Annotated in this window: 13 protein-coding genes; 3 read left to right on the top strand and 10 right to left on the bottom strand. The window is 68.2% G+C overall.

All coding sequences use genetic code 11. The features are described 5' to 3' along the window. Window positions 1–161: 161 nt before the first annotated feature. Entirely contained in the window at window positions 162–1,103 is a 942-nt protein-coding gene (locus tag ACWGRX_RS24070; protein WP_452119623.1) for a LysR family transcriptional regulator, read from the bottom strand. 130 nt (window positions 1,104–1,233) lie between these two features. Between ACWGRX_RS24070 and ACWGRX_RS24065 the strand changes: the two genes are divergently transcribed. The 3 genes from ACWGRX_RS24065 to ACWGRX_RS24055 all read left to right on the top strand — a co-directional run bounded on the left by ACWGRX_RS24065 (window position 1,234) and on the right by ACWGRX_RS24055 (window position 3,577). Then, window positions 1,234–2,100, top strand: coding sequence for a pirin family protein (locus ACWGRX_RS24065; protein WP_452119622.1), 867 nt, complete (start codon window positions 1,234–1,236; stop codon window positions 2,098–2,100). 125 nt (window positions 2,101–2,225) lie between these two features. After that, a complete protein-coding gene (ycaC, locus tag ACWGRX_RS24060) occupies window positions 2,226–2,846 on the top strand; it encodes an isochorismate family cysteine hydrolase YcaC (RefSeq protein ID WP_291638973.1) in 621 nt (206 codons plus the stop codon). A gap of 41 nt (window positions 2,847–2,887) precedes the next feature. Next, window positions 2,888–3,577: a hydrolase gene (locus ACWGRX_RS24055; RefSeq protein ID WP_452119621.1), complete on the top strand. Its 690-nt coding sequence runs from the start codon at window positions 2,888–2,890 to the stop codon at window positions 3,575–3,577. Between the two features lie 105 nt (window positions 3,578–3,682). Here the strand turns inward: ACWGRX_RS24055 and ACWGRX_RS24050 are convergent, their stop codons facing one another. From ACWGRX_RS24050 to proB, 9 genes are all read right to left on the bottom strand, one after another. Next, the gene (locus tag ACWGRX_RS24050) at window positions 3,683–4,192 is read right to left on the bottom strand and encodes an RNA pyrophosphohydrolase (protein ID WP_452119620.1); all 510 of its coding nucleotides are present in this window, start codon (window positions 4,190–4,192) and stop codon (window positions 3,683–3,685) included. Then, window positions 4,189–5,388 carry a divergent polysaccharide deacetylase family protein gene (locus ACWGRX_RS24045; protein WP_452119626.1) on the bottom strand — a complete coding sequence of 400 codons (1,200 nt, stop codon included), beginning with the start codon at window positions 5,386–5,388 and terminating at the stop codon, window positions 4,189–4,191. Before ACWGRX_RS24045 ends, ACWGRX_RS24050 begins: the two co-directional genes overlap by 4 nt. Window positions 5,389–5,553: 165 nt before the next feature. Next, window positions 5,554–6,909, bottom strand: coding sequence for a S41 family peptidase (locus ACWGRX_RS24040; protein ID WP_291638977.1), 1,356 nt, complete (start codon window positions 6,907–6,909; stop codon window positions 5,554–5,556). Further along, the gene (locus ACWGRX_RS24035; RefSeq protein ID WP_452119619.1) at window positions 6,909–8,279 is read right to left on the bottom strand and encodes a murein hydrolase activator EnvC family protein; all 1,371 of its coding nucleotides are present in this window, start codon (window positions 8,277–8,279) and stop codon (window positions 6,909–6,911) included. Before ACWGRX_RS24035 ends, ACWGRX_RS24040 begins: the two co-directional genes overlap by 1 nt. Beyond that, window positions 8,276–8,755, bottom strand: coding sequence for a 23S rRNA (pseudouridine(1915)-N(3))-methyltransferase RlmH (gene rlmH / locus ACWGRX_RS24030; RefSeq protein WP_291638979.1), 480 nt, complete (start codon window positions 8,753–8,755; stop codon window positions 8,276–8,278). The genes ACWGRX_RS24035 and rlmH overlap by 4 nt, the downstream gene beginning before the upstream one ends. 137 nt (window positions 8,756–8,892) lie before the next feature. Further along, the gene (rsfS, locus tag ACWGRX_RS24025) at window positions 8,893–9,333 is read right to left on the bottom strand and encodes a ribosome silencing factor (RefSeq protein WP_291638980.1); all 441 of its coding nucleotides are present in this window, start codon (window positions 9,331–9,333) and stop codon (window positions 8,893–8,895) included. A 39-nt stretch (window positions 9,334–9,372) separates the two neighbouring features. Then, window positions 9,373–9,984, bottom strand: a complete 612-nt coding sequence (locus tag ACWGRX_RS24020) for a nicotinate-nucleotide adenylyltransferase (protein ID WP_291638981.1) — start codon at window positions 9,982–9,984, stop codon at window positions 9,373–9,375. Then, entirely contained in the window at window positions 9,981–11,222 is a 1,242-nt protein-coding gene (locus ACWGRX_RS24015) for a glutamate-5-semialdehyde dehydrogenase (RefSeq protein WP_452119625.1), read from the bottom strand. Before ACWGRX_RS24015 ends, ACWGRX_RS24020 begins: the two co-directional genes overlap by 4 nt. An 80-nt stretch (window positions 11,223–11,302) precedes the next feature. Next, window positions 11,303–12,442, bottom strand: a complete 1,140-nt coding sequence (proB, locus tag ACWGRX_RS24010) for a glutamate 5-kinase (protein ID WP_291638982.1) — start codon at window positions 12,440–12,442, stop codon at window positions 11,303–11,305. Between the last annotated feature and the right edge of the window lie 179 nt (window positions 12,443–12,621).

The raw sequence follows: 12,621 nt of genomic DNA, 5'->3' as shown, positions 1-12,621 counted from the left end.
GCCCGGAACCGTCATCGCCGACGCCGCCGAAAAGCTCCTCGAGGAACTCAACCAGAAACTCGGATACACCCAGAAATCAGCCGCGGAGTAAGCAGGGCCCCCCGAAGTCAAGGGGCTCTGCCGGGGCCGCGGGGGCATGCGGGCGTCAAGCATGGTGTCCGTCAGATCGTCTCCCCGGCGCTCTCATATTCACTGTCGGCCCCGCCGAGAGCGAGATATTCGGCGGCCAGGAAGTCGAGCAGGCTGCGCACCGAAGGCAGCAGGCCGCGCCGGGAGGGGAAGGCGGCATGGATGATGCCGGCCTGCGGCGCCCAGTGCGGCAGGATGTCGACCAGCCGGCCGGATTTCAGATCCTGCGGGATCACCATCAGCGGCAGCTGGCCGACGCCGATACCGGCCAGCGCCGCCTGCCGGAGCGCGACCATGTCCTCGGTCACCAATCTCGGCCTGTGCGGGATGATGGCCGTCGCGCCGCCAGGCCCGTCCAGGCGCCATTCATGGCTGGTCCGGGCCGAGTCCCAGGCTAGGCTCGGAAGCTCCGAGAGGTCGGCCGGGACCAGCGGCCGCGAGAAGCAGTCGGCGATCAGGGCCGGGCTCGCCACCAGCCGCTGCCGGCTGGTCGCCAGCTTGCGGATCACCAGGTCGCTATCATCCAGCGGCGGAAAGCGGACGCGGAGCGCGATGTCGAAACCTTCCCGGATCACGTCGATGCGTCGATTGGTGCTTTCGAGATGGACCGTGACCTTGGGATGCTTGCCCATGAAGCGGGCGATCATGTCGGCGATCCGGAAATAGATCAGCGAAGCCGGGCAACTGACCCGCACCACGCCTTGCGGCTCGGCCCGTATCCGTTCGATCGCCTCCTTCGCAGCCTCGGCTTCGACCACCATGGCCAGGCAATGCCGGTAGAATTCGCGGCCGATCTCGGTGACCATGAATTGCCGCGTCGAACGCTGGATCAGGCGCACGCCGAGGCTCTCCTCGAGGAGGCCGATGCGACGGCTGAGCCGCGAACGCGGCAGGTTCAGCTTGCGGGCCGCGGCGGCGAAGCCGTTCTGTTCGACGACATCGACGAAAAGACGGAAGTCGTTGAGGTCCTGCATGTCGTGACCCGTGATCAATGTCCTGAATTCAGGACATTGTATCCCAATCCTCGGTCTACTGCGAGTTTTGTCGCAGATATAGGTTTCTCTTCAGATGGAACGCCCCAGGCGGCCGAAAGGGAGAAAGACCGTGAGACAGGTTCGAGGCATCTACAGCAGTCCGGCGCCGCATTGGGTTGGGGACGGGTTTCCGGTGCGCTCCATGCTCTCGCATGCGGTGCAGGGCGAGCATGTCAGCCCCTTCCTGCATCTCGACCATGCCGGTCCGGCCGCATTCGCGCCAGCCGAGCGGCCGCGCGGCGTCGGCGTGCATCCGCATCGCGGCTTCGAGACCGTGACGATCGTCTATCAGGGCGAAGTCGAGCATCGCGACTCGACCGGTGCCGGCGGTGTGATCGGTCCGGGCGATGTCCAGTGGATGACGGCGGCGTCCGGCATCCTGCACGAGGAATTCCATTCGCAGGCCTTCACCCGCCGGGGCGGCACGCTCGACATGGTGCAGCTCTGGGTGAACCTGCCGGCGAAGCACAAGAATGCCGAACCGGGCTACCAGACGCTACTCGACCGTGACATCCCCGCGGTAACCCTGCCGGGTGACGCCGGCCGGCTGCGCGTCATCGCCGGCGAATATCAGGGCCATCGGGGGCCGGCCCGCAGCTTCACGCCGATCGCGCTCTGGGACCTGCAGCTGAAGCAGGGCAAGTCGGTCACGCTCGATCTGCCGGAAGGCCACATGGCGGGGCTCGCCCTGCTGCGCGGAACCGTGCGCGTCAACGGTGCTGCGACGGCGCATGCGGGGCAGTTCGTCCTGCTCGACCGCGAGGGCGGCGCCATCAGCCTCGCCGCGGAAAGCGATGCCAGTGTTCTGCTGCTCGGCGGCGAGCCGATTGCGGAACCGGTCGCGATGCGCGGGCCCTTCGTCATGAACACGGCCGAGGAGCTGAACCAGGCCTTCGCCGATTTCCGGGCCGGCCGCTTCGGGGCGATCCCCGCCTGAGGGCTGCTCGGCCGGAACATTCTGCCTGACGAAGGTCGCGACCGAGCCCGCGCGCGACCTTCGCTCGCCATCGCGTGATGGCGTTCTCAAGCGGGCGGATGAGATGTCAAGCAAGGAGCATGACCATGAGCTACAACCGTCTCGACAAGGACAAGGCCGCCGTATTGCTGGTCGATCATCAGGCCGGTCTTTCATCCCTGGTGCGCGATATCCAGCCGGATTCATTCCGCAACAATGTGCTGGCGCTGGCCGATATCGCCCAATACTTCAAGCTGCCCTCGGTTCTGACCACGAGCTTCGAGGACGGCCCCAACGGCCCGCTGATGCCCGAGCTGAGGGAGAAGCTGCCGAACGCCCCGTTCATTCCGCGCCCGGGCCAGATCAATGCCTGGGACAATGAGGACTTCGTCAAGGCGGTGAAGGCGACGGGGCGCAAGCAGCTCATCATCGCCGGCATCGTGACCGAGGTCTGCGTCGCCTTTCCGGCTCTTTCGGCTCTCGAGGAAGGTTATGAGGTCTTTGTCGTGACGGACGCTTCCGGCACCTTCAACGAGGTCACCCGCCATTCCGCCTGGGACCGCATGTCCAAGGCCGGGGCGCAGCTGATGACCTGGTTCGGCGTCGCCTGCGAGTTGCACCGCGACTGGCGCAACGATGTCGAGGGGCTGGGCGCTTTGTTCGCCAACCACATCCCCGACTACCGCAACCTGATCAACAGCTACACCACGACCAAGGCGTCGAAGTGAATTTCGGTCCTTGAGCGAGGGTGAGCAGACAGGAGATCATCATGACCACCAATACGAATGTCGCCAATTTCAACGGCCAGCGCCCGGTCATCGACCCCAATGAAGCGGTGATGCTGCTGATCGACCATCAGAGCGGCCTGTTCCAGACCGTCGGCGACATGCCGATGCCGGTCCTGCGCAACCACGCCGCCGCGCTGGCCAAGATGGCGACGCTTGCGAACATCCCGGTGATCACCACCGCCTCGGTGCCGCAGGGCCCGAACGGACCGCTGATCCCCGAGATCCATGCCAATGCCCCGCATGCGAGATATGTGGCGCGCAAGGGCGAGATCAACGCCTGGGACAATCCCGATTTCGTCGCGGCGGTGAAGGCGACGGGCCGCAAGACGCTGATCATCGCCGGCACGATCACCTCGGTCTGCATGGCCTTCCCGGCGATCTCGGCGGTGCAGGAGGGCTACAAGGTCTTCGCCGTGATCGATGCCTCCGGCACCTATTCCAAGATGGCGCAGGAAATCACCCTGGCCCGGGTCGTCCAGGCGGGTGTCGTGCCGATGGACACCGCGGCCGTCGCCTCCGAGATCCAGAAGACCTGGAACCGCGAGGACGCCCAGGAATGGGCCGGCGTCTACACCAAGATCTTCCCGGCCTATCAGCTGCTGATCGAGAGCTATCTGAAGGCGCAGGAGGTCGAGAAGACCCACGAGCAGCTCGACTCGGCCCGCAAGTAAGCCGCTGCGGACAAACCCGCTCTCTCGCCCGACGGGGCGCTGGGAGCGAAAGCCCGGCAAGGCATCGACCTCGCCGGGCTTGCGCTGTTTCCAGGGGAGGCGGCCTCAGGCGTGCGTGAAACCGGCGAAGAGCCGCGTCACTTCGCGATAGACCTCGCGCTTGAACGGGATGATCAGCTCGGGCGTATCCGCCAGCGGCGCCCAGCGCCAGGAATCGAATTCCGCCTTGTGGCCGCCGGCTGGATTGGCGATGTCGATCTCGTCTTCCTCGCCCTCGAAGCGGAAGGCGAACCATTTCTGCGACTGGCCGCGATAGCGCCCGCGCCAGGCCTCCTTGCCGATCTCGTGCGGCAGGTCATAGCTCAGCCAGTCCGGCGCCTCGGCCAGCAGCGTGACCGAGGCGACATTGGTTTCCTCGCGCAGTTCGCGATAGGCCGCCTGCAGGGGCTGCTCGCCGGCGTCGATGCCGCCCTGCGGCATCTGCCATTCATGGCCGGGGGCGACATGCTCGCGCTGGCTGCGATTGGCGCGGCGGCCGAGGAAGACCAGGCCTTCGCGGTTGAACAGGGCAAGGCCGACACAGGGCCGGTAGCCGGCGGGCGGTTTGGTGGTCATCTCAGGGAGCCGGTGCTCGAAGGGTTGCGGAAGCCGCGCGCGGCGCTGACCGGCACGATGATGAGGCCCTTGGCCTCGAGGGTTCTCGCCCAGCGCGTGATGCGTTCGATCGTGACCGGCAGTGCGCTCGCGGTCGCGACCGCGACGCCGTTCTCGCGGGCGAGCGTCTCCAACCGCTGCAGCTCCTTGTCGATGGCATCGGCACGGGGTGCGCCGTCGAGGGCAAGATCGGCCTTCAGCGCCGGAATCTGTGCCCGCGTTGCCGCCGGGGCGAGCTGGCTGCGCGCCGAGGAACCGTCATCGACCACCATCAGGCCGCGGCCGGCGACCTCGCGCAGCAGCGGCGTCAGGGCGGCGTCGTCCGCCGTCAGGCGGCCGCCGAGAAAATTGACGATGCCGACATAGCCGGTGAAGCGCCCGAGCGCCCATTGCAGCCGGTCGAGATTATCGGCGCCCTTCGGGCCGGTGAGCAGGGTGTGCGGGCCCGGATCGTTGTCCGGATAGTCGAAGGGCTCCATCGGCACCTGCAGGAAGACCTCGTGGCCTTCGGCGCGGGCGCGGGCAGCGGTCTTCTCGAGATCGGCGCCATAGGGCGCGAAGGCGAGGGAGACGGCGCCGGGCAGGCGCGCGATCGCCTCGCTGGTCGAGCTCTGGCTGATGCCGAGGCCGCCGACCATGATCGCGATGCGGCCGGCGGGCTTGGTTGCGGGGGCGGGGCCGAGCGGGCGGGCATAGACCTGCGCCGGCGCCGCGCCATCGGGCCCGACCTTGGGCAGGTAGCCATGGCGGGTTCGCTCGATCAGCCGCTTGTCGGGCGCGGCGGCGAGCCTGACCGCACCATCGTCGGGCACGGTGATGACGATGGCACCCGGCGCGTCCGAGCCCGGCCTGACCACGGTGACGCCGGATTCGGTCTCGAGCTGGCGGGCGCTGGCAGGACCGTGGGACTCCTCCATGCGGCCGCTCTGGGGGATGGCTGCGGCGATTTCGGGTGCCGGCGCCCTTTCGCGGATGGCGGCGGTCGCCATGGGCTCGCCGCCATCGGGATCGCGGCGCAGGCCAGCGTAGAGCGTCAGGGCGGTGAAGATCAGGAGCAGCGTGCCCGCGAGCCCGAGCGACAGCCAGCGTCCAACCGGCAGGCGCGGGCGCGCACGCCGTTTCCGGCCGAGAGGCTGGTCGAGTTCGCTGAGCGGCATTCCGGCCAAGAAGCCGTCCTCGCTGATTGGGCGCGGACGCGAATCAGTCCGCAGCCCAGAGTCGGATGATTCGGAGCGAAATCAACCGGCAATCAGCCGCATCGGCCATAAAGCCTCGCCGCGCCGGTTGCGGCGCGGCGGCGTTCAATGACGGTCCGGCCAGGCTCAGTTGGGCTTCGGCGCGTCCGCCGGCGCGGGCTCGGCCTTGGGTGCCGGTGCGGGCGCAGCTGCGGTGGCGTCCTTCTTGACCCCGCGCAGCAGGTTCAGCGCCGCGATCAGCTGCGTGTCCTTGGTTGCATCGGCCGGGACGTAGGACGCCGAGCCGGACTGCTCTTCCTTGCCGTCACCCGACTTCAGATGGCCCTTCAGCGAGGCCTCGCCCTTGTTCTCGACCTTGTCCTTCAACTCGGCCGGGACGTCCTGGATGATCTCGATGTCGGGCGTGATGCCCTTGGCCTGGATCGAGTTGCCGGACGGGGTGTAATAGCGCGCCGTGGTCAGGCGCAGGCCACCCTGGTCGCCGAGCCGGATCACGGTCTGCACCGAGCCTTTGCCGAAGGAGCGCGAGCCCATCACGGTGGCGCGCTTGTGGTCCTGCAAGGCGCCGGCGACGATCTCCGCCGCCGAGGCAGAGGAGCCGTTGATCAGCACCACGACCGGCTTGCCCTTGGTCAGGTCGCCGGCCTTGGCGTTGAAGACCTGGGTCTCCTCGGCGTTGCGACCGCGGGTCGAGACGATCTTGCCACGCTCGAGGAAGGCGTCCGAGACCAGCACCGACTGGTCGAGACGGCCGCCGCGATTATTGCGGAGATCGATGATGTAGCCCTTGAGCTTGTCGGCGCCGATCTCGGCGTTGAGCTTCTCGATGCTCTTGCGCAGGCCCTCATAGGTCTGTTCGCTGAAGGTGCCGATGCGGATATAGCCGACATCGCCCTCGACGCGCTCCTCGACCGCCGGCACCACGATATTGGACCGGGTTAGGGTGAACTCCAGCGGCTCGGACTTGGCGCGCTCGATCTTGAGCTTGACCTGGGTGTTGATGATGCCGCGCATCTTCTCGACGGCCTGGTTCAGGCTGAGGCCCTTGACCTCCTCGCCGTCGATCTGGCGGATGATGTCGCCGGCCAGGATGCCGGCCTTGGAGGCGGGCGTGTCGCGGATCGGCTTGGCGACCTTGAGGACACCGTCCTCCATGGTGACCTCGATGCCGAGGCCGCCGAACTGGCCGCGCATGTCGATGTCCATGTCGCGGAAGCTCTTGGCGTCCAGGAAGGCCGAATGCGGGTCGAGCGAGGAGACCATGCCGTTGATGGCGGCCTCGATCAGCTTCTGCTCATCCGGCTTCTCGACATAGTCGGTGCGAATCTTCTCGAAGATGTCGCCGAACAGGTTGAGGCTGCGATAGACCTCCGCGGAGGCCGCGACCGCGCTGGTCGAGGAGAGCAGGCCCGTTTGCGTCGCGAGGCCGGTGAGGCCGGCGCCGGCGATCGCGCCTGCGAGAACGAGAGAGACCTTGCGCATCATCCGCGAACCTTTTCGCTTTGCGGTTTTTTCCACCAGGGCGTCGGGTCGATCGAGACGCCGTCTTTCCTGAATTCGACATAGAGAACCGGCTCGCCGGCTCCCGCTCCAACATTCGCCGCCGCCGCTTCGGCAGTCTCGCCCATCACCGCTACCGGTTCGCCGGCGAGCACGAACTGATTGAGCGATACATCGATACGCTGCATGCCCGCCAGAAGGATATAGTAACCATTGCCGGCATTCAGTATCAAGAGTTGGCCAAAGGACCGGAACGATCCGGCATAGACCACCCAGGCATCGGAAGGTGACGAAACAACGGCATTCGGGCGGGTGGAAAGCGATATTCCCCGCGTCGCGACTCCGAGCTCGTCATTAGCGCCGAATCCACGCAATTGTGATCCTGCCACGGGCAGCGGGAGCATGCCCCGAGCTTCCGCGAAGGCGATTTTCGGGGCGAGCCGCGCCGGGTCGCGGAAGGCGAGTGCGGCCATGCGCTGACGCTGTTCGCGGGTCTCGTTCTCGAGCGCCTGACGGGCCGCTTCCGCGGCGCGGTTGGCGACCGAGATCTCCTTCTCCATGCGCTCGACGAAGTCGCGCAGCGTCTTGGCCTGCGCCGCCAGCGCGCCGGCGGCACCGCGCTGGGTCTCGATGTCCCGGGCGGCGCTGGTCTCGCGCTCGCGCCTGGCTTCTACCAGGGAGGCGAGGCGCTGGCGTTCGCCGGCCAGTTGCTCCATCTCGCTGCCGATCGCCTTGCGCTCGCCGGCGATGCCCTCGCGCAGGCGGACCAGCTCGCCGAGATCGGTGGCGAGAATGGTGATCTCCTGGCGCAGATCAGGCACGACCGCACCGAGCAGCATTGAGGCGCGGACGGCTTCGAGGATATCCTCGGGTCGGACCAGCACGGCCGGTGGCGGACGGTGGCCGATGCGCTGGAGGGCGGCGAGTACCTCGCCGATCAGCCCGCGCCGGCTCTCGAGCGAGCGCCGGATCGCGGCCTCGCTGTTCTGGAGCAGGGCAAGCCGCTGCTCGAGCGCGGCGATGCGGGCCTCGGCGCCTTGCGTCTTGGCGGTGGTCTCGAGCAGCGCGGCATTGAGGCGGGCGCGGTCGGCTCGGATGCCGGCGATCTCGGCCTCGAGCTTGGCGCGGGCCTCGGCATTGCCGGCGAGCCGCTCCTCGATCGCCTTGAGCTCGCTTTCGTGGGCGCGCTTTTCCAGCTGCTTCTGCTCGGCTTCCCGGGAAAGCTGCTGCTGCTCGGGCGGCTCGGCTTCCTGGCCGATGGCGCTCCCTGCCGCGAGGCAGGCACTCAGCAGCAGCGGCCAGAGCGTCTGCCGGCGGGAGCGGTCACGAATCGGCCGGTGATGGCGGGTCATGCGCGATGATAAGGATGTCCGGACAGGATCGTCATCGCCCGATAGAGCTGTTCGAGCGCCAGAGCGCGGACGATCTGGTGCGGGATGGTGAGCGCGCCGAAGGACAGAACCAGTCCGGCGCGGGCTCGCAGTTCCTCGGCGAGCCCGTCGGCGCCGCCGATCAGCAGGGTGGCGGCCGGCGTGCCGGCATCGCGGGCAGCGGCAAGACGTCCGGCGAAGGCCTCGCTGCCGAAGCTCTTGCCGCGCTCGTCGAGCGCGATGACCAGCCCCGCCGGCAGACGCTCGCCGATCAGCCGGGCTTCCTCGCTGCGGCGCTCTTCGCTGCGACGGCCACGGCTTTCGGCGATCTCAAGGAGGTCGGGGCCGGAGAAGCCCAGATTCCGCGAAAGCCCGGTGGCGCGCTCGTGATAGCGCGTGCAGAGATCTCGTTCGGGCCCGTCCTTGAGACGGCCGACGGCGATGATCGAAAGGCGCATGAAAGGCCGGCTTCAGAGCCGGGAGCGTTCAGCCGGCAGCCCGAAGCCCCGCCAGCTGAAAGCTGCAGCCGTCTCTTTCCGAGGAACTGGAGCGGGTTTCATCAGAAAGACCGGTTCCCAATCTTTCGCATCCCGCTCTAGCCGACCAAGCGCTCATGCGGCCGGTCGGCGCCCCACATCTTCTCGAGATTGTAGAACTGGCGCACTTCCGGACGGAAGATGTGGATGATGATGTCGCCGGTGTCGATCAGCACCCAGTCGCAGGCCGGCATGCCCTCGACCTTCGGCGTGGCATGGCCCGCCTGCTTGAGCTTCTCGACGAGGCTTTCCGCGATTGCCGCGACATGACGGTTGACCGTGCCCGATGCGATGATCATGGCGTCGGCCAGGGAAGTCTTTCCAACGAGGTCGATGACCGTGATGTCCTCGGCCTTCATGTCGTCGAGGACCTGGAGCGCGAGGGTTACGCCGGCAGCGGCCGGATGATCGACTGCGATTGCCGGCGAAAGCGGCTCGGAGCCTGTTTCGCCGAGGGTTTGACGGGTCAGAGCCGTGTCCTCATATGACGACGCGCTCATGGCGCGACTGGGCCAATCTACGCGCGCAACGCCCATAATTCAATTGTTTTCGGCGTTTTCGCGCAATTGCGTCGAGGACAGATCCGAGCGCCTGCCGTGCAGGAAGATCCAGGCCGGTGGGGTTCTGACGGCGAGCGCGCCGCCCTGATTCTCGGGCAGGCGCCAGCGCGCCAGCCAGTTCCCGGCCGGCGAGGACACCGAGCGATGGGTCGTTCCCGGCCGGTCGATCACGGCGATCGGCATCATCCGGGCGATGGCGCGCCATTCGTTCCAGCGATGGAAGCTGGCGAGGTTGTCCGAACCCATGATCCAGACGAAGCGCACGCCCGGGCAGCGCCGCTTCAGGGCGCGCAGCGTATCGGCGGTGTAGCGGGTGCGCAGGCCGGCCTCGATGCCGGTGATGTGGATGCGGCCATGGTCGGCGAGGTTGCGGGCGAAGGCGATGCGCTGCGCCAGAGGCGGCAGGGCGCGATTGTCCTTCAGCGGGTTTCCCGGGCTGACCAGCCACCAGACGCGGTCGAGCTGGAGCCGGCGCAGGGCCGTCAGGCTCGCCATCCGGTGCCCGTCATGGGCCGGATTGAAGGAGCCGCCGAACAGGCCGATGCGCAGGCCGGGCGCGTAGGGCGGCAGGCGCAGGTCCTCGGTGCTCACGGGCGGGTCTGGCCCCGGCCGTGCACCCGGTATTTGAACGAGCAGAGCTGCTCGACCCCGACCGGACCGCGCGCATGCATGCGCCCGGTGGCGATGCCGATCTCGGCCCCGAAGCCGAATTCGCCGCCATCCGCGAACTGGGTCGAGGCATTGTGAAGGACGATCGCTGAATCGACCTCGGCGAGGAAACGCTGCGCCGCGCCCTCGTCCCCGGTGACGATGGCATCGGTGTGATGGGAGCCGTAGCGCTCGATATGCTCGATCGCCGCGTCGAGGCCGGGGACGACCTTCGCCGCGATGATGCGGTCGAGATATTCGGTGCCCCAGTCCTCCTCGCTTGCCGGGGTAACGCGCGGATCGGCGGCCTGGCAGGCCGCATCGCCGCGCACCGCACAGCCGGCGTCGAGCAGCTCGGAGAGCAAGGGCTTCAGATGCGTGGTGGCGCAGGCCTCGTCGACGAGCAGGGTCTCCGCCGCGCCGCAGACGCCGGTGCGGCGCAGCTTGGCGTTGAGCAGGATCTCCTCCGCCATCGGCAGATCGGCCGCGCTATGGACATAGAGGTGGCAGTTGCCGTCGAGATGGGCGAAGACCGGCACGCGCGCATCGGACTGAACGCGCGCGACCAGGCTCTTGCCGCCGCGCGGCACGACGACGTCGACATTGCCGTCGAGCCCGGCGAGGATCTCGCCGACGGCGGCGCGGTCGCGGCTGGGCACGAGCTGGATCGCATCGCGCGGCAGGCCGGCGGCGGCAAGGCCATCCTGCATCGCAGCGGCGATTTCACTCGAGGTCCGGAAGCTGTCGGAGCCGGCTCGCAGGATCGCGACATTGCCACTCTTCAGGCAGAGCGCGCCGGCATCGGCGGTGACATTGGGGCGGCTTTCGAAAATCACGGCGACGACGCCGAGCGGCGTCGCGACACGCTCGAAGAACAGGCCGTTCGGCTGCGTCCAGCTCGCCAGCACGCGGCCGACGGGGTCAGGCAGGGCGGCGATGCCGGCTACGGCCTCGGCGACCGCGGCGAGGCGGTCTTCGTCGAGCGCGAGCCGGTCGAGATAGGCCGCGTTCTGGCCGGCGGCGCGGGCCTCGTCGAGATCCTGCCGGTTGGCGGCGAGGATTGCGGCCGAGCGCGCGCGTAGCGCCGTGGCGATGGCACGCAGGGCCTCGTCGCGCCGGGAACCCGGAGCCGAGGCGAGCTGTCTCGCGGCAGCCCGCGCTCGCTTGCCGAGCTCGCGCATCAGAGCCACGACCTCGCCGTTTTCATTGCTCGCCTCGGGCCGGCGCGTGGCGCTGTTGCTGGTCATGATCCGGTGCCCACTCAGTCGGCGCGATCGTAGCCGAGGCGCAGCGCCATGTCGTCCCGGTGAATCATCTCGGCCCGGCCAGGATAGCCCAGCACAGCGGCGATATCGCGGGAGGCCTTGCCGAGGACGCGTCCGGCCTCGTCCGCATCATAGGCGACGAGGCCGCGGCCGAGCTCGCTGCCGTCGCCGGCGCGGATCACCACAGCGTCGCCGCGGCTGAAATTGCCTTCGACGCGGGTGACGCCGACCGGCAACAGGCTGGCGCCGCCGCGCAAGGCCCGGGCAGCACCTTCGTCGACATGCAGCGCGCCGCGCGGCTCGAGCGTCCCGGCGATCCAGGTCTTGCGCGCCGTCGCCGGTGTCGAGCCGCTGAGAAACCAGGTGCAGCGGCCGCCCTGCGCGACCTGGCGGAGCGGGTTCTTGCCGCGCCCGTCGGCGATCAGCATATGGGCGCCGCCGGCGGTGGCGATCTTGCCGGCCTCGATCTTGGTGCGCATGCCGCCGCGCGAGAGTTCGGAGGCGGCGCCGCCGGCCATCGCCTCGATCGCGGGCGTGATCGTCGGCACCACCGGGATGAGCTGCGCGTCGGGGTTGGACTGTGGTGGGGCTGTGTAGAGTCCGTCGATATCGGAAAACAACACGAGCAGGTCGGCGCCGGCCATGGTCGCCACCCGCGCCGCCAGCCGGTCATTGTCACCATAGCGGATCTCGGAGGTGGCGACGGTGTCGTTCTCGTTGATCACCGGCACGGCACGCAGGTCGAGCAGGCGGCCGAGCGTGGCGCGGGCGTTGAGATAGCGGCGGCGCTCCTCGGTATCGGCGAGGGTGAGCAGGACCTGGCCGGCGACGAGGCCGTGATGGCCGAGCGATTCGGCCCAGTTGCGCGCCAGCGCGATCTGGCCGATCGCGGCTGCGGCCTGGCTCTCCTCGAGCTTGAGCGCGCCAGCCGGCAGCTTGAGTACGGTCCGGCCGAGTGCGATCGCGCCAGAGGAGACGACCAGGACATCGGTGCCGCTCGCATGCAGCTCGGCGAGGTCCTCGGCGAGCGCCGCGAGCCAGGCATGGCGCAGCCGGCCACCGGCGCGATCGACGAGCAGTGAGGAGCCGACCTTGACGACGATGCGGCGGAACTGGTGGAGGGCGGGAGTGCTCACGCGGGTGGACCGGGGCGGGCGGGACAGGAGGGGACGAGTACCAACGGGTTCCGTCTTGGCGAAATCGCGGCGGTTGTAAAGCGCTACGACGTCTGCGACGGCGCTAGCGACCGGTGTTTGCGGGAGGCTGCGCCGCGCCGAGCGCATGGCGGGTATTGCTCCGACATCGCGCAAGCAGG

Source organism: Allobosea sp. NPDC055594, assembly GCF_053618995.1.
Note: the sequence above shows the minus strand (reverse complement) of the source record. Positions and strands in the feature narration are given on the sequence as shown.